This is a genomic window from Massilia pinisoli (assembly GCF_024753285.1).
GTDB lineage: Bacteria > Pseudomonadota > Gammaproteobacteria > Burkholderiales > Burkholderiaceae_D > Telluria > Telluria pinisoli.
On sequence record NZ_JANUGW010000001.1, the window covers coordinates 322,989 to 342,943 of the forward strand.

Here is a 19,955-nt window from a genome sequence, read left to right on the forward strand (position 1 = left end):
ATCGAAAACCCAAGCCATAAGGTTTCCCAGTGCTCAGTACAGCCAACATCACGATGCAGTTCGGCGCGAAGCCGCTGTTCGAAAATATTTCCGTCAAGTTCGGCGACGGCAACCGTTACGGCCTCATCGGCGCGAACGGCTGCGGCAAGTCGACCTTCATGAAGATCCTCGGCGGCGACCTCGATCCGTCCGGCGGCAACGTCAGCCTCGACCCGAACGAACGTCTCGGCAAGCTGCGCCAGGACCAGTTCGCCTACGAAGACGTGCGCGTGCTCGACGTCGTCATGATGGGTCACACGGAGCTGTGGAACGCCATCCGCGAACGCGACGCCATCTACGCGAACCCGGAAGCGACGGACGACGACTACATGAAGGCCGCCGAGCTCGAAGGCAAGGTCGCCGAATACGACGGCTACTCGGCCGAAGCGCGCGCCGGCGAACTGCTGCTGGGCCTGGGCATCGCCACCGACCTGCACCAGGGCCCGATGAGCGCCGTGGCGCCGGGCTGGAAGCTGCGTGTGCTGCTGGCGCAGGCGCTGTTCTCCGATCCGGACATCCTGCTGCTCGACGAGCCGACCAACAACCTGGACATCCACACGATTTCCTGGCTGGCCGACATGCTGAACCAGCGTAACTCGACGATGATCATCATCTCGCACGACCGCCACTTCCTGAACTCGGTCTGCACGCACGTCGCCGACATGGACTACGGCACGCTGAAGGTCTATCCGGGTAACTACGACGACTACATGGAAGCGTCGACGCAGGCCAGGAACCAGCAGCTGGCGAACAACGCCAAGGCGAAAGAAAAAGTCGCCGAACTGCAGGACTTCGTGCGCCGCTTCTCGGCGAACAAGTCGAAGGCCCGCCAGGCGACGTCGCGCGCCAAGCAGATCGAGAAAATCAAGATCGAGGAATTCAAGCCGTCGTCGCGCGCGTACCCGTTCGTCCGCTTCGAAGGCGAGAAGAAGCTGCACCGCCTTGCCGTCGAGACGGAAGGCCTGTCGAAGTCGTACGACCGCCAGCTCTTCAAGAATTTCTCGATCATGGTCGAGGCCGGCGAGCGCATCGCCATCATCGGCGCCAACGGTGCCGGCAAGACCACGTTGCTGCGCTGCATCGGCAGCGGCCCCATCACGGGCCTCGACGCCGACACGGGCCGCGTGAAGTGGGCCGAGAACGCGAACCCGGGCTATATGCCGCAGGACCCGACGGAAGAATTCGCCACCGACCTGAACCTGACCGACTGGATGGGCCGGTGGACGAAGGAAGGCGACGACGACCAGGCCGTCCGCTCGATCCTGGGCCGCCTGCTGTTCGGCGGCGACGAGGTCAAGAAGTCCGTGCGCGTGCTGTCCGGCGGCGAGAAGGGCCGCATGATGTACGGCAAGCTGATGCTGGGCCGCCACAATGTCCTGCTGCTCGACGAGCCGACCAACCACATGGACATGGAATCGATCGAGTCCCTGAACATCGCGCTCGACAAATACGCCGGCACGCTGATCTTCGTGTCGCACGACCGTGAGTTCGTGTCGTCTCTGGCCACGCGCATCCTCGAGATCAAGGAAGACCGCATCATCGACTTCCAGGGGAATTACGAGGATTACCTGAAGAGCCAGGGTCTCGAATGATTGTCGTGACGCGACACGACGTGTCGCGCATTGGTAGGGTGGGCTCTCGTCATTCAGGCCCCCGGCCTGAATGACCCGCGCGGACGTTCGCGTCACGCCGCCTTACGCGTGGGCACCGGGGTGCCCACCCTACGTCTGACAACGTAATACAATCGGCGATAATCCGGCCCACGCCGGCACCATTTTCGCCGCCATGCGATGATATTGCTATGAACACCATTGCCCCCGTTAAGATCTTCGAATACGACCGTCCGGTCGGCGGCGTCTGTTCCACCGCCGAGGCCTGGGCCCGTACGCCGTCCCCGTTGGAAATTGCGGAAAAGACGGCATTGAAGGACCGCATCCGCCGCCTGCTGAAGGAACGCGAAGCCGTCCTCGTCGCCCACTACTACGTCGACGCCGACCTGCAGGACCTGGCCGAGGAGACGGGCGGTTGCGTCTCGGACTCGCTGGAAATGGCGCGCTTCGGCCGCGACCACCCGGCCAAGACGCTCGTCGTGGCGGGCGTGCGCTTCATGGGCGAGACGGCGAAGATCCTGAGCCCGGAAAAGACGATCCTGATGCCGGACCTGGACGCGACGTGCTCGCTCGACCTGGGCTGCCCGGCCGATGAATTCGCCGCGTTCTGCGACCAGCACCCGGATCGCACCGTCGTCGTCTACGCGAACACGTCCGCGGCCGTGAAGGCGAGGGCGGACTGGATGGTGACGTCGTCGATCGGCCTGGAGATCGTCAAATACCTGCACGACCAGGGCAAGAAGATCCTGTGGGCGCCGGACCGCCACCTCGGCTCGTACATCCAGAAGCAGACAGGCGCCGACATGCTGCTGTGGCAGGGTTCCTGCCTCGTGCACGACGAATTCAAGGGCATCGAACTGGACCTGCTGCGTGCCGAATACCCGCAAGCGAAAGTCCTCGTGCACCCGGAATCGCCCGCGAACGTCGTCGCCCAGGCGGACGTCGTCGGCTCGACCACGCAGCTGATCAACGCCGCGCAGACGATGGACGCGACGCACTTCATCGTCGCCACCGACAACGGCATCCTGCACAAGATGCGCATGGCCGCGCCCGGCAAGACCTTGATCGAAGCCCCGACGGCAGGCAACAGCGCGACGTGCAAGAGCTGCGCGCACTGCCCGTGGATGGCGATGAACGGCTTGCAGAACCTGGCCGACGTGCTGGAAGCGACGGACGGCGCGAACGAGATCTTTGTCGATCCTGAGATCGGCAAGCAGGCCAAGCGCGCGATCGACCGCATGCTCGACTTCGCCGCCGCGAAAAAAGCCAAGGCGCTGCCGACCGGCGCGCTGGAACAGGAAGCCAAACTTTTCAACGGAATCGGACCTGCATGAGCAATTTGCGCAATCCTTACGCCACCGAGGGACAATTCGACGAAAAGCTGCAAGCCGCGTTCGAACAGAATTTACTCGCCGCGCTGCTGGAAGACGTCGGCACCGGTGACGTCACGGGCAAGCTCGTCCCGGAGACGCCCCGCGCGCGGGCGCGCGTGCTCGTGCGCGAGCAGGCCGTCCTGTGCGGCGCGCCGTGGTTCGAAGGCATCATGCTCGCCGTCGATCCGGACATCACGATCGACTGGAAGTACGCCGAAGGCGACACGATGGCCGCCGACAGCATCGTCTGCATGATCGAAGGTTCGCCACGCTCCTTGCTGACGGCCGAGCGTGCGGCACTGAATTTCCTGCAGCTGCTGTCGGGCGTGGCGACGGCGACTCGCGCCTACGTCGACGTCATCGAGGGCACGAAGGCGCAGATCCTCGACACGCGCAAGACCTTGCCGGGCCTGCGCCTCGCGCAAAAATACGCCGTGCGCGTGGGCGGTGGCGCGAACCAGCGCATGGCCTTGTACGACGGCATCCTGATCAAGGAAAACCACATCGCGGCTGCGGGCGGCATCACGCCCGCGCTGCAGGCGGCCGCCGCGCTGAACGCGGGCGTGTCGATCCAGATCGAAGTCGAGTCGATCGCCGAGCTGGAAGAGGCGCTGGCTGCCGGCGCGACGTCCGTACTGCTCGACAATTTCGACTTGGCCATGATGCGCGACGCCGTCCGCATCAACGGTGGGCGGGCGTTGCTGGAAGCGTCCGGCGGCATCAATATGCAGTCCGTGCGCGCGATTGCAGAAACCGGTGTCGACCGAATTTCGATCGGCAGCCTGACCAAGGATGTCGAGGCCACCGATTACTCGTTGCGTATCGTCGGCTAACAATGTGCATGGTGGGCACGGGGTGCCCGCCATCACGCAGATCGTTACGTCCCACTCTCGCTGGCCCGCGCCAGCGCCTCTGCCTGCGGATTGCGCCGGTAGACGGATTCCCCGACCCGCGCCGCGATCCCGTCGATCGCGGCCAAGACCTTGTCCGGGTGCGCATAATGCGTCATATGCCCGACGCCGGGCTGCAATTGCAGCTCGCTGTCCGGCAGGCGCTCGTCCAGCCTTTCGGAGTTGTGGCCGAAATCGACGATCTTGTCCTGCGTCCCCGCCATGATCACGGCGGGCACCTTCAGTTCCGGATAGCGCTTGGCGAGCGCGACGGCCGCCGGCACCATGATCGCCGTCTCCGCCGCACTGGCGCGCAACTGGCCGGGCCGGAGCAACATCCAGACGGGCAGGTCGCGGAAGCGGGCGTCGACCGGTTGCGGCGAAAACACCCGTTTCGTCAGCGGACGCCACAGCATGCGCGTCACGAGCGGAGACACGGTATAGCGCATCAGGTCCCCCACGAGCGGGATCGCGGGACCGGACAGCAGCGGGACATCCGCGCGCAGGCTCGGGTAGTAATAGCCTGACAGCAGCACGAGACCCCGGACGAAATCCGGCACTTCCAGCGCCATCGACAGCGCCACGAGCGTGCCCCACGAATGGCCCAGTACGATGGCGGAATCGACGCCGATCTCCTGCAGCGCATGGTGCAGCAGGCGCGCCTGGGCTTGCGGCGTCCACACCTTGTTGCGCGGGCGCTCGCTGTAGCCGAAGCCGGGACGGTCGAAGGCGATGACGCGGTAGTGCTCGGCCGCCTTGTCCATCAGGCCGCTGCATTGAAAATCGCTGGCGAAGACGCCGTTCCCGTGCAGCAGCACGAGCGCGGGACCGCTGCCGCGCTCGACATAATGCAGGCGGACGCCGTCGACGGTCACGAAGCGGCCTTGCGGTGGATTGTCGGCCTCGGCCTGTTTCGTTTTCGAACGCACGTAAAAGAAGGAGGCCAGCAAGCCGAGGCCGGCCAGCGCCGCTCCCGCTTGCCATGGTTTGATGCCCGTGCTGCGTAAGGTGTTCGTCACAGTATTCCCCCGTCAAGTGGTATGGATGGTGTGTCTCCGTCGGTCTGATCCGAACCTCTGGTCAACAATTCGAGCGCGAGCGGCAGCACGCGCTCGGCCGATTCTTCGATCTTGATGTCGAGGAGGTCGTCGGCGCGCGTGCGGCCGAGGTTGATGGCGGCGATCGGTTTGCCGGCGGCCTGCGCCATGCGGCAGAACCGGAAGCCGGAATACACCATCAGCGACGAGCCGACGACGAGCAGTGCGTCCGCGCGTTCCATCTGTTCCAGCGCGATCGCGGTGCGTGCTGGCGGCACATTGTCCCCAAAGAAAACGACGTTGGGCATCAACGTACCGCCGCAGCACGTGCAGTACGGCAAGCGGAAACTGGCCAGTTCCGTCGGCTCGACGGACGCATCGCCATCGGGCAGCGGCGTCGCGTTCGCGCCCGCCATCTGCGGATTGAATTCCTCGAGCTGTCCCTGCACGAACGCGCGCGGAAACAGCGCCGCGCATTCCAGGCAGACGACCGTGTGGATATTGCCGTGCAGCTCCAGCACCCCGTGTGTGCCGGCCTCGCCGTGCAGGCCATCGACGTTCTGCGTCAGCACGGAGCCGATCCGTCCGATGCGTTCCAGGCCCGCGATAGCCTGATGACCCCGGTTCGGGCGCGCCTGCGCGAGCACGGGCCAGCCGATCATGCTGCGCGCCCAGTAGCGGCGCTGCACGGCGTCCGACTTGCGGAAGTCGGGCCCGTGGATCGGCGGCCGGCCGCGGCGTGTGCCGTCACGGTCGCGGTAATCGGGAATGCCGGAGGCAGTCGACAGCCCGGCGCCCGTCAGCACGAGGGCACGCGGGTGACGGTCGAGAAATGCGGCGATGCGCGCCGCGTGATCGTGGATGGTGAATGCTTCGGCCACAGATGTGCTCCTCCCGGCTGGATCGTAACATCCCCGATGCTCGCACGAAAACACGATTCCCATGGCCATCGCCACGGGGCGCCGTCAACGCTTGGCGGACACGACAATGCCGCCGACGATCAGCACAAACGCAAGCACGTGATAGCCGTGCGGCATTTCGCCCAGGAAGGCGGACGACAGCACCGCGGTGAACAGCGGCGTCAGGTTGACGAAGAACGCGCCGATGCCGGGACCCGCGCGGAGGATGCCCGCGCCCCACAGCGCGAACGCGAACACCGCCGGGCCGACAGCGACGAACAGGAGCGCGGCCGCGACAAGCCAACTCCACGCAATGGGTTGCGCGCCCAGCCCCCACTCGACGCCGGCGAACGCGCCCGACCACAGCAGGCCGAACGCGACCTGCGCGCCGAGGAACGCGGCCCAGTCGGCGCGCAACGCGGGCGCGTCCTGCGGCTGCAGCAGCATCCAGCTGTAGAACGACCACGCGATCGTGGCGAGGATCATGGTCAGGTCGCCGGCGACGAGGCGCAGCGCGAGCAACTGGTCGACGTCGCCCCGGCACAGCACGACGAGCACGCCGACGATCGACAGCAGCGCACCCGCCACCTGGCGCGTGCGCACGGCGACGCCGTAGAACAGGCGGCCGACGAGCATCATCCACACGGGCATGCCGGACGCGACCAGGGTCACGTTGATCGGCGTCGAGCTTTGCAGCGCAAGATATTGCAGCGAGTTGTACATGCCGATACCGAGCAGACCCAGCAGCGCATAGCGGCGCCAGCGGATTCGGATGCCGTCCAGCACGCCCGCCTGGCGCAACGTGGCCCAGCCCAGCGGCAACAGGACGGCCAGGGCGATCGTCCAGCGCAGCAGGTTCAAGGTCATCGGCGGCACGGCCGCGCGCACGAGACGCCCGACGATCGCGTTGCCCGCCCACAGCAGGGGCGGGACGGTCAGCAGCAGGACGGTGGACGGCGTGAGTTTCTGATTCATCGGCTACGACGGACGGCGACCGGTATGCATGCACCGGCCGCGACGGGATGCGCGCTCAGCGCCGGCGCGGCGTCAGCACGCTCGGCAGGGCCTTCGGCAGCGTGTCGGGATAGTCGCGCGAGAAGTGCAGGCCGCGGCTCTCGTGGCGCGACAGGGCGCTGCGCACGATCAGGTGCGCCACCTCGACGAGGTTGCGCAGCTCCAGCAAGTCGTTGGTGACGCGGAAGTTGCGGTAGTACTCGTCGATCTCTTCCTTCAGCAGCTTGATGCGGTGCTGCGCGCGCTCCAGGCGCTTGGTCGTACGCACGATGCCCACGTAATTCCACATGAAGCGGCGCAGCTCGTCCCAGTTGTGGGCGATGACGACTTCCTCGTCCGCGTTCGTGACGCGGCTTTCGTCCCACGCGGGCAGCTGCGGCAGGTCGACGGGTGGCGCGGCGGCGATCTGGTGCGCGCACGCGCGTCCGACGACGAGGCATTCCAGCAGCGAGTTGCTGGCGAGGCGGTTGGCGCCGTGCAAGCCCGTGTACGCGGTCTCGCCGACGGCGTACAGGCCGGGGATGTCGGTGCGGCCCGCGAGGTCGGTCACGACGCCGCCGCACGTGAAGTGCACGGCAGGCACGACGGGAATCGGTTCCTTCGTGATGTCGATGCCCAGCTCGAGGCAGCGCGCGTAAATCGTCGGGAAGTGTTCCTTGATGAATTCCGGGCTCTGGTGCGAGATGTCCAGGTGGACGTAGTCGAGACCGCGCTTCTTCATCTCGAAGTCGATGGCGCGCGCCACGACGTCGCGCGGGGCCAGCTCGCCCCGCTCGTCGTGCGCGGGCATGAAGCGCGTGCCGGCCGCCGTGCCCGCCTCGGGCGGCAGCTTCAGCAGGCCACCTTCGCCGCGCACGGCTTCCGTGATGAGGAACGATTTCGCGAACGGGTGATACAGGCAGGTGGGGTGGAACTGGATGAATTCCATGTTCGACACGCGGCAGCCCGCGCGCCAGGCCATCGCGATGCCGTCGCCAGTCGCCGTGTCGGGATTCGTCGTGTACAGGTAGACCTTGCCGGCGCCACCGGTGGCCAGCACCGTATGCTCCGCCTCGAACGTCTGCACCTTGCCGCTCTTTTCGTCCTGCACGTACAGGCCGTGGCAGCGCGGTTGGCCGACGAGGGCCGGGCCGCTGTGCACGCCGTCCGGCTGCAGCTTGTCGGACGTGATGACGTCGATCGCGCAATGGTGCTCGAACAGGGAGATGTTCGGGTGCGCGCGGACCTTCTGCTCCAAGGTCACCTGCACGGCGTGGCCCGTCGCGTCGGCCGCGTGGATGATGCGCCGCTGGCTGTGGCCACCTTCGCGGGTGAGGTGGAAACCGAGCTCCGCCGTCTCGTCGCGCGTGAACGGCACGCCCTGTTCGATCAGCCATTCGATCGCTTCGCGCCCATGCTCGACGATGTAGCGGGTTGCCGCCTCGTCGCACAAGCCTGCGCCGGCAACGAGGGTGTCGGCGATGTGCTGGTCGTGGCTGTCGCCCGAGTCGAGCACGGCGGCAATGCCACCTTGCGCCCAGTTGCTGGCGCCGTCGAGCAGCTCGCGCTTGGAAATGATGGCAACCTTGCGCGTCTGCGCCAGGTGCAGGGCGACCGACAGGCCGGCCAGGCCGCTGCCGACGATGGCTACGTCAAATTTCATCGCACTCTCTTGGTTTTGCTTTTGTAAAGAGGCATCACTATAGACCATTTGGCGCGCGTGTGCCGAAGAGAGGCCTGTTCACTATCCTCCGGTCGATCGACGCCGCCGCGTATCCGCCAGGACGGTTTCGTACAGGCGCCGATAGCGCGTGGCCGTCGCCGTCCAGTCGTGCGTCGCGGCGACGCTGCGCGCGGCGGCCAACCCGAGCGCACGCAGGCGGCAGGTTTGTTCCAGCAACTGGGCGAGCACGTCGACCAGCGCAGCCCGGCTGCCCGCCGCGAACAGCATCCCGCTGTGCCCGTGCACGAGCAGTTCGCGGTGGCAGGCAATGTCGGACGCGACGACGGCGCACCCGCTGGCCATCGCCTGCAGCAGGTGGCGCGACGGCGTGCGCGCGGCGGCGTTCGGCAACGTCGCGAACACGGCCACATCGGCGCGCGCCAGCACGTCGACGGTGCGGCGGCCCGCCAACGGCCCGGTCACGTGCACGTACCCGCCCAGTCCGTACGTCGCGATCCTCGCCTCGAGCGCCTCTGTATGCCTGCCGCCACCCGCGATCAGCAGGCGCAGCGTGCCGCACCGTCGGCGCAGGTCACGTAGTGCGTCGAGCAGCAGGTCGATGCCGGCCGCCGGATCGAGATCCCCGGCATAAGCGAGCAGGGGCGCGTCCAGCATCTCCCGTGCCCGGACGGCGTGCCGTGCGCCGGCTTGCACACCGATGGGCGGCGGCAGGATCGCGATCCTGCACGGAGGCACGCCGGCTGCACACAGCACCGCCCGCATCTCGGCGGTGGGTGCGGCGACCGCGTGCGCCCGCGCGTACGCGAATCGCGCAAATGCCGACGGGCCATGTCCGAGCGCAGTCCGGCGGTCGACATCGACGACGAGCGGCATCCGTGCCAGCCACGCCATGGGCCACGTGGCCGCCGCGTGCGCGCCGGGCGGGTGCACGTGGATCAGGTCGGGTCGCGTCAGGCGGGCAATCTCGCGCAGCCGGACCGCGAGCAAGGCCGTCGCCGTGACGCCACGGCACGGACGCCCCAGCCACCGTGGCAAGCGACTCACGGGCGTGCGGTACAAATGCCAGACATCGCCGGGCCACGCATCCGGTGGCGGCGCCGGACCGGCGTCGGCCGGCCCGTCGTGCGCATCGGGCGCACTCAGGTGCACCGTCTGCACGCCCTGCGCGCGCAGGGCCGCCAACAGCGCTTGCGTGCGGCGGCCGTAGTCCGTCGGGCGCGCGCAAGCGGCATCGAGGACGTGCAGGACGCGCATCAGCGCACCCGTCCCATCCGGACCGGCGGCTCGCTGCCGGTCAGCGCGTCGTACACGGCCAGGTAGTCGCGCGCCATCGCCGGCATGCTGTGGCGCGCGATCACCTGGCTGCGTGCCCGCGCGCCGTGACGGGTCGCCAGTTCGGGGATGCGGCAGTAGTCGGCGATCGCCGACGCCAGCAAGTCCGTCGCCATCGGCGGCACGAGGATGCCCGTGAAACCCGGATGCACCAGTTCCGTGTTGCCGCCGACCGCGGATGCCACGACCGGCAGCCCTGTCGCCATCGCCTGCAGGATCGCGTGCGAGCGATCCTCGGCGAGCGACGTCAGCACGAACAGGTCCATCGCGCGGAGCAGTTGCGGGATGTCGGCCCGGTCGCCGGGGAGCCACGCGCGCGCGGCCGCGCCCGCCCGATGCAGCAGCGCCTGGCACTCCGTGCGCGCGGGGCCGTCGCCGACGAGCAGCAGCCGCAGCCGCTGGTGGGCCGGGTGCGGTGATGCGATCAGCCGCAGGAATGCCTCGACGAGCGTCGTGTGGTTGGCCGGGTCGTCCATCCGGCCCACGCTGCCGACGACGAATACGCCGTCGCGCATGAAGCCGGGCGGGCCCACGGCCGCGGACGGCCCCAGCCGCGGGTGGAATTGCACGGTATCGACACCGTTCGCGATCTGGGACACGCGCGCCGGCTCGGCACCGACCGATTCGATGAGCCATTGCTCGAGATCGCCGCTGACGGCGATGAAATGGTCGATCAACGGGCACAGCAGGCGGCGCAGGATGCGCGCGGGGACGCCGCCGTGCGCCGTCGCACGCCCGTGCTCCGCATGCACGCGGAGACGTACTCCGGCCAGCGCGGCGACGGCCTGCGCGGGCAGCCCGGTGCCGTTGCGGGTGTGGACAAGGTCGGGCCGCAATGCACGCAGCACGCCGAACATGCGCACGTAATACAGTGGATCCCGCCCGACGCCTTTGTGCAGGTTCACGATCTCGACCCCGTGCTCGCGCATCTCGCCCTCGCAGCCGCCGCGGTCGTGCAGGCAGACGACGGCATGCCGATAGCGCCCGGGCGGCAGGTGGCGGATCAGGTTCAGCAAGCCGTGCTCGGCCTGCGCCGTGTCGAGCGCGTCGACCACGTGCACGACCAGGCGCGCGGCCCCACCGGACTCGGGCAGCGACAATGCTGCGGGATGCTGGGCGCCCATGTGGCCACGCGTCAGAATCCGAACAGAACGTTCCGGCGCATGCGCCCGGCGACAAGCGATCCTGCATGGCGGTCGGTGTGCTTCATGGCGGCTCCCACGCTCGTTGACGGTGGCGCCGAGCGGGGTGCCCGGTCGACGCAGGGGCCATTATATTGCGCTGCAACGCGGCGTTTTTTTCGCTTTTTGACGCCGTTGACTCGTCTCAAGAATGGGGCGGATGCATGCAGCAGCGGGCGCCCGGCGCTGTCCAACGCGCATGCCGACAGGCGATCGGTACGGCGCCGCACCGAACGCCGGACGGGCGCGCGCTACGATGGCGCTTCCATCCGCACGAGGACCCAACATGAGCACACACGACACGCAGGCCATCGCCGATTTGACATCGCGGATCAAGGAAGTCCGCTTCCCTATGTTCACATGGCAGGACGAGCACGGCCATTTGTTGAGCCAGCCGATGACACAGGAAGAGGTCGACGACGGCGGCGGCATCTGGTTCTTCACGTCGACGCAGACCGCACTGTGGGACTGCATCGGGCACCGGCCCCAAGTCAACCTGTCGTTCGCGAAGCCGGAAGACAGCCTGTTCGTCTCCGTGAGCGGCCTCGCGGAACGGGTCGTCGACCGCGAGCGCATCCGCGCCATGTGGAACACGGGCGCGCAGGCATGGTTTCCCGCCGGCCCGGACGACGAGCATGCCGTGCTGATCCGCGTCGAGCCGCATTCGGCCGAATACTGGGATTCCAACGACAGCAAGATGGTCCGCATGTTCGCCTACGCAAAAGCGGCCATGACGGGCACCCGCCCCGACATGGACGCGGAACACCGGACGTTGAAGCTGTAACACCCCGGCGGCGCGGGATGCCTGCCTTGCAATGAACCTGTGGCCTGGCGTACAGTACACGCTTCTTCGGGGAGCGTGCATGAAACGGGACGGGCAGGGCAGGACGCGATGACGGCGCCGCTGGAATGGGCGGCGAACGGCATGACCGCCGTCGCGATCGTGCTGGCCGGCCGCAACAACGTCCATACGTGGTGGACGGGCATCGTGGGCTGCACGCTGTTCGCCATCCTGTTCGCCGAGAGCCGGCTGTATGCGGACGTGGCACTGCAGGGCTTTTTCGTGGCGACGAGCGTCGCGGGCTGGTGGAAATGGGCGCGCGGCGACCATGGCGATCCGCTGCCGATCACGCATGCCAGCGTCGCGAACCTCGCGTGGACAGTGCCACTGGGTGCCGTCGCCACGGCGGGCTATGGCGCGCTGCTCCATTTCACGACGAACGCGTACGCTCCTTTCCTCGATTCGGCCGTGCTCGTCTTTTCCGTCATCGGCCAGATCCTCATGATGCAGCGCCGCGTCGAGAACTGGGCATTCTGGCTGCTCGTCAACAGCATCGCCGCACCGCTGTATTTCAGCCGCGGCCTCACGCTGACGGCCGTGCTGTACGCTGGCTTCTGGGTCAATGCCATGGTGTCGTGGCGCAACTGGTATCGGCTGGCGACGCCGCGCGCGGACGCAGCCCCGGCGACCGGTGCGCTGTCGTCCGAACGTTCCTGGTCTTGAACGACGCAACGCGCGCGAAGGCGCCGTGCACGCGGCGCGCGCGTGCTTCAGCCCCGCCGCGGCGGCGCGAGGTCGTCCTCGTCCTGGTTGCCGCCCGTTTCCGGGGCGCCGAGTCCCGTCGATCCCGGGCTGGCCTGGCGGCTGCGCGTGTCCTGGTAGCCGCGGTTGATGGCCGTCGCGGCCGTGCCCGCGCCCTCGGCGTCATCGCTTGACGCGCGCTGGCGGTTGCCGCACGCCGACGGTGCCTCTTCCTCGGGACGGGGTTTCGTCAGGGCAGGGCCGCCGCTGCCGCCCGTCTCGGCCATCGTCTCGTGAGTGAGGGTGCTGCCTTCCTCGCCGCTCGTCGGGTTGCCGACGCCGATCGTCGCCGCTTGTTCGTTCTGCGGGCCTGTGCCGCCGTTCGTCGATGGTGTGTTCATCTCGCCTCCTGGTCCGTGGTCGATGAGCGATTGTCGCCGCGTGAGCGAGCGCCGGCTGTCGGCACGCGCTGCGCGTGCGTGTAGGATGCCGGCGCGAATGCTCAGATGGGAATCTCGGACGTACCGCCGCTCACGCTCCCGAACTCCTGCAATTGCTCCAGCGAGAGGCGCCGCTCGTTGAGGGCGACTAGGATCGCCTTCAACTGGTCCGGATCGGGCTGGATATAGATGATCCGCTGTTCGATCTGGTCGTCCCAGCAGCGCGTATAGGGCACGTCCGTCTCGGCCATGATGCGGGCATCGAAACTGCCGTTCCGCAATTCGCCGAACAAGGTGACCCGCGTCGTATCGGGCGTCGTGTTTTTTACCGTGATGGTCATGCAAGCTCCTTTCGGTTTGCGCGTCGTCAGGACCATTGTCCCGTAGGCGCGGCCGGCCTGCAAACGGTGTTCAAGCGTGCGCGGCCGAGTGTTATACTGTATATAAACACAGTATCGCCACGAACCACCATGCCCAACTTCACACCCATCGATCTTGGCCCCACGTCACCGGAACAGATCGCGACCGGCGCCAGCAGCCGGCTGCACGTCAAGATGTACCGCCAACTCGACGACGCGATCACCGAGGCGACGACCGACATCGATCTGGCGCGCGAATTCATCGCCCACGGCGAACTGAGCGCCAAGTCGATCCAGAATACGCAGAAGGAATTGTTCCGTTTCCTGACCTGGTGCCGCGAAGAAGCCGGCAAGACACTCGTGCAGCTGAACGTCGCCGACCTGAACGCGTACAAGGAATTCCTCAAGGATCCGCCGCCCGACTGGGTGTCGACGACGAAATGGCCGCGGACCGACCCTCGTTACCGGCCATTTACGGGACCGTTGTCCGATGCGAGCCGGCGTCAGGCGTTGATCGCCGTGAAGGGCTTGATGGGCTTCGCCGAGCAGACGGGCTACCTGCGCCGCAATCCGGGCGCGCTCGTGCGCAACGTACGGACGCCGACAGCGAGCCGCATCACCCGCTACCTGACACAGACCGCGATCGGACTGGCGCTCGACACCGTCGCGACCCGCCTTGCCGACACGCCGGCCGCGATGAAGCGGCGTGCGCGCGACCGCTTCCTGCTCGTGGCGTTCGCGCACACGGGCGCGCGCCTGAACGAGATCGTCGGCGCGGCAATGGGCTCCATCTACACGGAAGGCAACGACCGCTGGTGGCTGGACGTCGTTGGCAAGGGCAACAAACCGCGCCGCCTGCCGGTGCCGCCCGCCATGCTGGACGCGTACCGCGCATATCGCGAAGCATTCGAGCTACCTCCGCAGACGAGCCGGACCGACCGTACGCCGCTCGTCCTGTCGAGCCGCAGCCGCGCCCTCGCGCGCATTACCGACGAAGCGGCGGCGGAAGCCATCAAGGCGATCTTCGCCGATGCGGCGACTGCTGCTGCCACGCGCGGCGACGCGGACACGGCCGCCACATTGCGCCAGGCCTCGGCACATTGGCTGCGCCACAGCATGCTGACGAACCATGCGAACAACGGCGTGCAACTGAAGACGCTGCAGGACACGGCGGGCCACGCGAACATCGCGACGACGGCCGCCTACCTGCACAAGACGGACAATGAGCGCTACGACGAGATCATCGCTTCCGTGAATGGACGCGGCATCCTGTAAGTCCGCTGCGCGGGTCGCGCGCCGTGCACATTCGCTATACTGAATATCGGCACGAACGATCGGCGTGCCGTCGACGGAAGCAGGGCACACGCTTACCAGGCCTTGATCGGACCATCGCCGAGGTGCACAGCGATCTATCCGCATGCCCCCCACGCAAACCGTCACCGTCGCCGAGGGGCGGTTCATGCCCGTCCACATCGCCTACGTCAGTAGCATCGGGTGAAGGCATGCGACCAATGGGCGGGCAGGGTGGCGCGCCCGCCCACATGTCACGACGCGAAGCCGATGCCGACGATACGGCTGCCCCAATCATGGTTGGAGAGAATATCCTCGTTGACGAGCCAAGCGCGCCGGCCGTTGCGCGGGTCGACCGTCACGGCCGAATAGTCGCCCCAGCGGCCGCCGCCGAACGAGGTTGGGCTCGTAAAGGCCGCCGTGCCCGGGCTGAGCACGTACGTCCCTCCGTTGTTGTGGTCATAGCCGGAAAAACGCACCTGGGCGTTGGTACCGTTTGGCGGATCGGTCATCGTCCAGGTCACGAACACGTCGTTGGCGCCATTGGCCGCGATCGAGGCATTGAAATCGAACGACGTCGACGTGCCGAAGAAGAACGCGCTTTGCGCGACCGAATTCGTCGCGGTATTGATCTGGTAGAACTTCGGCGCCGCGTAACCGACGAGGTTGACGGTGTGCACCTGCCACAGGAAATTGCCGATCTGGGTACTCGCGTTGACGAAGCGGCCGTCGAGGGTATCGAGCTTCGCATTGGTACCGGGTTGTGGAGCAGGGGGCGGGGCGGTGTACGACGGCACCGAGATATTCACGGGACCCATCAACTGGATGGCGTTCGGCCTGCTCGAATTGGTGAGCGCATACAAGCTCAGCGCGCTGCCGCCTGACGCGGCGATCAGGAAGGTTTTCGCGTTCTGATCCAGCACAATGGGCGGCGCCAGCGTGGCGCGCAGGCCCGTGAAGACCGGAACGGAAAATCCAAGGCCATTGTAAAGGCGCGCTTTCGCGACCGCGAACATGTCGGCGCCCCTGAATCCGCCGGACGACGTAAACACGTTGGCCGTCACGATGACGGCATCCTGATCCATGCCGAGTTGCGGATAATCCCAGAAATCGCCCGCGTTGAACGTCACGTTCAGCGCGTAGATAAAATAGGAGCCGAGCGGATTTGGCGTCGTGGAAATGGCGACGAAAAACAATTGACGGCTCGTCGATTCCTGAAATGCATCGGCCGTGACGATCCAGCGATTCCAGGTGCTGTCATAGACGGCGCGCGGATCGAATAATACGCGGGCGCTATAACCGAAAAAGGCCGCGAGGGAAATACTGGTGCGCTGGCTCGGATTCGTCCGAACAAATATATCGACGTGCGAATTGGTGACTTCGACAAAATGGTCGAGACCGACGGCGCCGTGGGTGTCCGGCGGAATCAATCCGTCCACATCGGTCGCACCAGGCACGTTCGGGCCGACGAGGATGACAGGGGCATGCGGCAGCGCCTCCGCTTCGAATTCGGAAGGCTTTTCGGCGGCCGGGCCGCGTGCCAGCAGCGTCGCCTTCAATTCCTCGTATTCGTCGGCCGGCATGGTAGGGAGGAATGGCTTCGATTTTCCCTGCGCAATTGCGCGAGGAGCAGGGGGCGGATTATTTTCCATCTCTTGCAGCATGACTTCGACGGTCCTGACATGCGGGGCGGAGGCCTCCAACTGGTTCCCGATTTCTACTGACGATAGTTTCACGGCATCACTCCTGGTTCATTGAAATGACTTGCAGCGCCGGAGACAATAGGACGTCCGATTGAATCTTTTTGCAGAGTAACGTCAACCGGCCCGCACTAAATTCGGGCGCCATTCACTATCGTTACAAATGGGCCGAACGTTATTGACAGCGGTCAGGAGTCCGAATGCGGGCGGTGTGGCTGGGGAATGTTGTCCGCGAAGCGTGTGGTGATGTTCGTGTTCGATGTGTTTCAGATTTTCGTCAAGCATCCCTATTTATTTAAATCGACAATATGTTCCGTAATGTCGATTATTTAGTTCGCCGCCTCCGCGTTTTTTCGACACGAGGGACATGATCCGGATCATGGATGCGCCATAAGCGCCGCGCTGGCGAGCGTTCTGCCCGGTGACGTTCGCCACGTGGTGCCAGCAAGGGCGCTCGCCAGCGGCGTTGGGTGATCTGCGGACTCCGAGCTCCCAACACCGGCGACCGCGAACCTGTCGTTCTCTCGATCGGCCGGCTAGAGGAACTCGGCCGCTGCTGAGCCGCGCGTCCGTTCGCCTGACTGAACGCCATTTTCGTTGCGCCGGCTCAGGCAGCGTTCGCCAGTCGCGCCGCAACCGCATAGGTCATGGGCCCGATGTCGGCGCTGCCGACATCGGGCTGAACGTTTGCGCCGAGGCGCTGGCGGGCGCGACTGTGGGACGGGTGCGCCCGGGAGCCAACGCACAGGGCGATCCGCGGACGAAGTCCAGGCGTATCGAGAGGCGCGCGGAACGGCTCGGACCCGGCGAGAATCCACGCATGCAAGCGGCTGCTGGCCTCGGACCGCCAACACCACACAGCGCCGGACGGGTCTGCGCTGCCGGTGGCCTCACCAGAAAACGATAGCCGAACCGGCTACGGTACCGGATCGGGCAGCCTGGGCGTGACCGGGCAGATCAATGGGTTTACCCCGTCGGTGAGGGCAATGCAGCCAGGCACGATACAAGCGCGGATCATATTTGACATAATATAGATTATGCGTAATTCGACTTCCAGGCTAGGAACCTGTTTAACACGGAAAATTGACCACGCTATGCGCGACCCAACCCTGAGATACGGCAATCCCGCCGAGTTCGCATTCTACGTCACCGGGATCTCACTGTCCCAGCTGGCGCGCCGCCTACGCCGCAGCGAACGCGTTGTCCGCGATGCGCTCACGGGTCGCTCACGGGTACCCTGGTGTGTTCCAGAGATCACGCGTCTGAAGCGCGTGAGGCCGAGCTCCGCGACCGTCACGTGTTTTTGCACGTGCAGGACGACACGCCGCGTACCAACCCGCCTCCGATCCAGCCTGCGTGACGCATCACAAAAAAAAGCCCGCACGCGACGGGCCTTTCCTGACCGCGCCGTTTCCCGGCAGCCCTCAATGTGCTCCCGCGCCCATGCCCGTCGTCCGGCCACCACCCATGCCACCCATATTGCGGCATTCGGCCGCGCAGCGGCGGCATGCGGCGGCGCAGTCCTGGCAGTGTTGTGCGTCATGCTTGCTGCACTCGTCCGCACACATGTCGCACACGTCGGCGCACGCCTGGCAAATAGCCGACGCCGCCTCGCCGCCGCGCACCATCACGGCAGCGGCCAGACGGCACAACTGGGCACAATCGATGTCGAGCGCGATGCAGCGCGCCATCATCTTCACATCGTCTTCCTTGAGACATGCCGCCGCGCAGGTATCGCATGCGTCGGCGCAATCGTTGCACGCCTCGATACAGGATTCGTATTGTTGGTTTTGCATCATCTGCTCCTTGTCAATGTCGATTGAAACTCCTTCAGGACCCAGTTGGAGTCGCGGGATGTGCCGTGCCGACCCGCGCCATGATTGAAAGTGGAAAGCGGCGGATGCTGCGCGAGGCCGACGGTAACATCATGCAAAGTCGTGTCATCGCACGATACGGGATCGCAACATTCAAGCAAATTGAAGAGCGGCGGCTGGTTTTTACCTGTTTGCGCCCTCCTCCTTGCCGGCGCCGTGGATAATGCGCCTTTCATTTCATTGAGCAGCGCGGGAGCCAATATGTCTGTCAAACGCATTTTCGCCGTCGCGGCCTTCGGCCTCGCCGGTGCCGTCACATCGTCCGCCTTCGCACATGCGTCACTTCAATCGTCTGATCCCCGATCGGGCAGCACGCTCGACACGGCACCGGCGCAGGTGCGCCTCAAGTTCAACGAAGCGCTCGAGCCCGCGTTCAGCAAGATCAGGCTGACCGGCCCGCACAACACCGAGATCCGTGTGGCCGCGGCGACGGTCGACAAGGCCGACCCGACCGTCTTGACGGCGCCGCTGCCGGCGCTGCCTGGAGGCGCATACCGCGTACTGTGGTCCGCGATGGCGCACGACGGACATAAGGTCAAGGGCGAATTCACGTTCAAGGTCAAGTGATGGGGTCGGGCCTGGAAACCGCCCACCCTCTCGTCACTGCACTGCTGAACCTGGCCGTGGCGGTGTTCACCGGCGCGACTGTGTCACATTGGTGGCTGGCGCGGCACCCTTCCGGATGGGCCGACATGCGGCGCCGGCCGGTGCGCAGCGTCGCGCTTGCCGGCGCCGTCGTCGCGCTGGCGTCCGACATCGTCTGGCTCTGGATGGAATCGGCCGCAATGGCCGAAGTTCCGGTCTACGCGGCCAGCAACGCCACGTGGACGATGGCGACCTCCACGCATCTCGGGCTAGCCTGGGGCGTCGGGTTTGCCGCGCTGACCGTTGCCGCCATCCTCGCGGGCATCGGAGATGGCCGAAGGACATGGTCGTCCATCGCGGCGGTGGCGGCACTCGCGGTATTCTGGTACACGCGCAGCATGGTCAGCCACGCGGCGAGCGACGGCGACTTCAGCGTGCGCATGCTGGCCGACTGGGTACACCTCGGCCTCATCAACCTTTGGGTCGGCGAAGTGATTGTGGCCGGCGGGATCATGTTGCGTGCGACTCGCGCCATGGCCACGGCCGATCGGCGCGCCCGGGCGGTTTACGTAACGTTCTTGTCCGACTCTGCGACGACCGCGCTGGCAGGCATTGTCGTGACAGGCCTTTACGCCACGTGGCGGAGCGTCCGCAGTATCGATGACCTCGTCGGCACCCCTTATGGGAACACTCTGGTCGCAAAATTACTCCTCGTGGCCGTGGCGGTGCTGCTGGGCGGAGTCAACCGCCTTGTCGTGATGCCACCATGGCTCTCGTCCGAAGCCGCGGACGATGCAGCACCGCCGGCGCTCCCACGCCGCTTCAAGCGCATCTTGTTGGTCGAGGCGGCGGTTCTGCTTGCGACCGTCGTCGTGGCATCGTGGCTCGTGTCGACGGCGCCCCCCCGGGGAGCAAATATAGGCACTTCGACGCATCAATGCCGCGCGCATCTGCGACCGCGCTCCACCGCCAAAGCCATCCACGACACGTAAAATTGTTCACGTGATGCATCACGTTAAATGTCGAGGCATTGCAGCACGCACGTCCACGAACCCCTCCCGCAAAATGCGCTTTATTTTGCGTCAAGCCTTCCGCATGATAGAGATCAGCGCGCAATCGAACAGGCGCGCCCTATCGATACGGAGGC

At 65.9% G+C, this 19,955-nt stretch carries 18 protein-coding genes; 8 read left to right on the plus strand and 10 right to left on the minus strand.

The genetic code is table 11. The annotated features are described in order from the left end of the window. Positions 1–29 precede the first annotated feature (29 nt). From NX784_RS01345 to nadC, 3 genes are all read left to right on the plus strand, one after another. Positions 30–1,631: an ABC-F family ATPase gene (locus tag NX784_RS01345; RefSeq protein ID WP_258814877.1), complete on the plus strand. Its 1,602-nt coding sequence runs from the start codon at positions 30–32 to the stop codon at positions 1,629–1,631. Between the two features lie 209 nt (positions 1,632–1,840). After that, the gene (gene nadA / locus NX784_RS01350) at positions 1,841–2,983 is read left to right on the plus strand and encodes a quinolinate synthase NadA (RefSeq protein WP_258814878.1); all 1,143 of its coding nucleotides are present in this window, start codon (positions 1,841–1,843) and stop codon (positions 2,981–2,983) included. Further along, positions 2,980–3,855 carry a carboxylating nicotinate-nucleotide diphosphorylase gene (gene nadC / locus NX784_RS01355; protein ID WP_258814879.1) on the plus strand — a complete coding sequence of 292 codons (876 nt, stop codon included), beginning with the start codon at positions 2,980–2,982 and terminating at the stop codon, positions 3,853–3,855. The genes nadA and nadC overlap by 4 nt, the downstream gene beginning before the upstream one ends. Before the next feature lie 44 nt (positions 3,856–3,899). On the opposite strand, the gene NX784_RS01360 is transcribed toward nadC, so the two are convergent. The 6 genes from NX784_RS01360 to NX784_RS01385 form a co-directional block, all read right to left on the minus strand. Then, positions 3,900–4,931, minus strand: coding sequence for an alpha/beta fold hydrolase (locus NX784_RS01360; protein ID WP_258814880.1), 1,032 nt, complete (start codon positions 4,929–4,931; stop codon positions 3,900–3,902). Then, positions 4,928–5,830 (minus strand): NAD-dependent protein deacetylase, encoded by a 903-nt coding sequence (locus tag NX784_RS01365; RefSeq protein ID WP_258814881.1) that lies wholly within the window; start codon positions 5,828–5,830, stop codon positions 4,928–4,930. Before NX784_RS01365 ends, NX784_RS01360 begins: the two co-directional genes overlap by 4 nt. 84 nt (positions 5,831–5,914) lie before the next feature. Beyond that, on the minus strand, positions 5,915–6,823 hold the full coding sequence (locus tag NX784_RS01370) for a DMT family transporter (protein WP_258814882.1): 909 nt from the start codon (positions 6,821–6,823) through the stop codon (positions 5,915–5,917). Positions 6,824–6,878: 55 nt separating this feature from the next. Continuing rightward, positions 6,879–8,552 (minus strand): L-aspartate oxidase, encoded by a 1,674-nt coding sequence (gene nadB / locus NX784_RS01375; protein WP_258814883.1) that lies wholly within the window; start codon positions 8,550–8,552, stop codon positions 6,879–6,881. A gap of 33 nt (positions 8,553–8,585) precedes the next feature. Beyond that, a complete protein-coding gene (locus tag NX784_RS01380; protein ID WP_258814884.1) occupies positions 8,586–9,779 on the minus strand; it encodes a glycosyltransferase family 4 protein in 1,194 nt (397 codons plus the stop codon). Beyond that, positions 9,779–10,981, minus strand: coding sequence for a glycosyltransferase (locus NX784_RS01385; RefSeq protein ID WP_258814885.1), 1,203 nt, complete (start codon positions 10,979–10,981; stop codon positions 9,779–9,781). The genes NX784_RS01380 and NX784_RS01385 overlap by 1 nt, the downstream gene beginning before the upstream one ends. 343 nt (positions 10,982–11,324) lie before the next feature. Here NX784_RS01385 and NX784_RS01390 point away from each other — a divergent pair, with 343 nt between their 5' ends. Then, a complete protein-coding gene (locus tag NX784_RS01390) occupies positions 11,325–11,822 on the plus strand; it encodes a pyridoxamine 5'-phosphate oxidase family protein (RefSeq protein ID WP_258814886.1) in 498 nt (165 codons plus the stop codon). Between the two features lie 75 nt (positions 11,823–11,897). Beyond that, on the plus strand, positions 11,898–12,542 hold the full coding sequence (pnuC, locus tag NX784_RS01395; RefSeq protein WP_441295337.1) for a nicotinamide riboside transporter PnuC: 645 nt from the start codon (positions 11,898–11,900) through the stop codon (positions 12,540–12,542). Between the two features lie 47 nt (positions 12,543–12,589). On the opposite strand, the gene NX784_RS01400 is transcribed toward pnuC, so the two are convergent. Beyond that, positions 12,590–12,961, minus strand: a complete 372-nt coding sequence (locus NX784_RS01400) for a hypothetical protein (RefSeq protein WP_258814887.1) — start codon at positions 12,959–12,961, stop codon at positions 12,590–12,592. 101 nt (positions 12,962–13,062) lie between these two features. After that, positions 13,063–13,341, minus strand: a complete 279-nt coding sequence (locus NX784_RS01405) for a hypothetical protein (protein WP_258814888.1) — start codon at positions 13,339–13,341, stop codon at positions 13,063–13,065. A 129-nt stretch (positions 13,342–13,470) separates the two neighbouring features. Here NX784_RS01405 and NX784_RS01410 point away from each other — a divergent pair, with 129 nt between their 5' ends. Beyond that, positions 13,471–14,634, plus strand: coding sequence for a tyrosine-type recombinase/integrase (locus tag NX784_RS01410; protein ID WP_258814889.1), 1,164 nt, complete (start codon positions 13,471–13,473; stop codon positions 14,632–14,634). A gap of 269 nt (positions 14,635–14,903) precedes the next feature. On the opposite strand, the gene NX784_RS01415 is transcribed toward NX784_RS01410, so the two are convergent. Beyond that, positions 14,904–16,385 carry a hypothetical protein gene (locus NX784_RS01415; protein ID WP_258814890.1) on the minus strand — a complete coding sequence of 494 codons (1,482 nt, stop codon included), beginning with the start codon at positions 16,383–16,385 and terminating at the stop codon, positions 14,904–14,906. Positions 16,386–17,773: 1,388 nt separating this feature from the next. Beyond that, entirely contained in the window at positions 17,774–18,145 is a 372-nt protein-coding gene (locus NX784_RS01420) for a four-helix bundle copper-binding protein (RefSeq protein WP_258814891.1), read from the minus strand. A gap of 279 nt (positions 18,146–18,424) precedes the next feature. Between NX784_RS01420 and copC the strand changes: the two genes are divergently transcribed. After that, entirely contained in the window at positions 18,425–18,790 is a 366-nt protein-coding gene (gene copC / locus NX784_RS01425) for a copper homeostasis periplasmic binding protein CopC (protein ID WP_258814892.1), read from the plus strand. Then, on the plus strand, positions 18,790–19,800 hold the full coding sequence (locus NX784_RS01430; RefSeq protein WP_258814893.1) for a CopD family protein: 1,011 nt from the start codon (positions 18,790–18,792) through the stop codon (positions 19,798–19,800). Before copC ends, NX784_RS01430 begins: the two co-directional genes overlap by 1 nt. The last annotated feature ends 155 nt before the right edge of the window (positions 19,801–19,955 follow it).

What these genes read in the sequence shown, in the direction of transcription:
- copC (WP_258814892.1), top strand. Translation starts at nt 18,425, where the DNA reads ATGTCTGTCAAACGCATTTTCGCCGTCGCGGCCTTCGGCCTCGCCGGT.
- NX784_RS01380 (WP_258814884.1), bottom strand. Translation starts at nt 9,779, where the DNA reads ATGCGCGTCCTGCACGTCCTCGATGCCGCTTGCGCGCGCCCGACGGAC.
- NX784_RS01430 (WP_258814893.1), top strand. Translation starts at nt 18,790, where the DNA reads ATGGGGTCGGGCCTGGAAACCGCCCACCCTCTCGTCACTGCACTGCTG.
- nadC (WP_258814879.1), top strand. Translation starts at nt 2,980, where the DNA reads ATGAGCAATTTGCGCAATCCTTACGCCACCGAGGGACAATTCGACGAA.
- NX784_RS01405 (WP_258814888.1), bottom strand. Translation starts at nt 13,341, where the DNA reads ATGACCATCACGGTAAAAAACACGACGCCCGATACGACGCGGGTCACC.
- nadB (WP_258814883.1), bottom strand. Translation starts at nt 8,552, where the DNA reads ATGGTCTATAGTGATGCCTCTTTACAAAAGCAAAACCAAGAGAGTGCG.
- NX784_RS01385 (WP_258814885.1), bottom strand. Translation starts at nt 10,981, where the DNA reads ATGGGCGCCCAGCATCCCGCAGCATTGTCGCTGCCCGAGTCCGGTGGG.
- NX784_RS01400 (WP_258814887.1), bottom strand. Translation starts at nt 12,961, where the DNA reads ATGAACACACCATCGACGAACGGCGGCACAGGCCCGCAGAACGAACAA.
- NX784_RS01420 (WP_258814891.1), bottom strand. Translation starts at nt 18,145, where the DNA reads ATGCAAAACCAACAATACGAATCCTGTATCGAGGCGTGCAACGATTGC.
- NX784_RS01390 (WP_258814886.1), top strand. Translation starts at nt 11,325, where the DNA reads ATGAGCACACACGACACGCAGGCCATCGCCGATTTGACATCGCGGATC.
- nadA (WP_258814878.1), top strand. Translation starts at nt 1,841, where the DNA reads ATGAACACCATTGCCCCCGTTAAGATCTTCGAATACGACCGTCCGGTC.
- NX784_RS01370 (WP_258814882.1), bottom strand. Translation starts at nt 6,823, where the DNA reads ATGAATCAGAAACTCACGCCGTCCACCGTCCTGCTGCTGACCGTCCCG.
- NX784_RS01410 (WP_258814889.1), top strand. Translation starts at nt 13,471, where the DNA reads ATGCCCAACTTCACACCCATCGATCTTGGCCCCACGTCACCGGAACAG.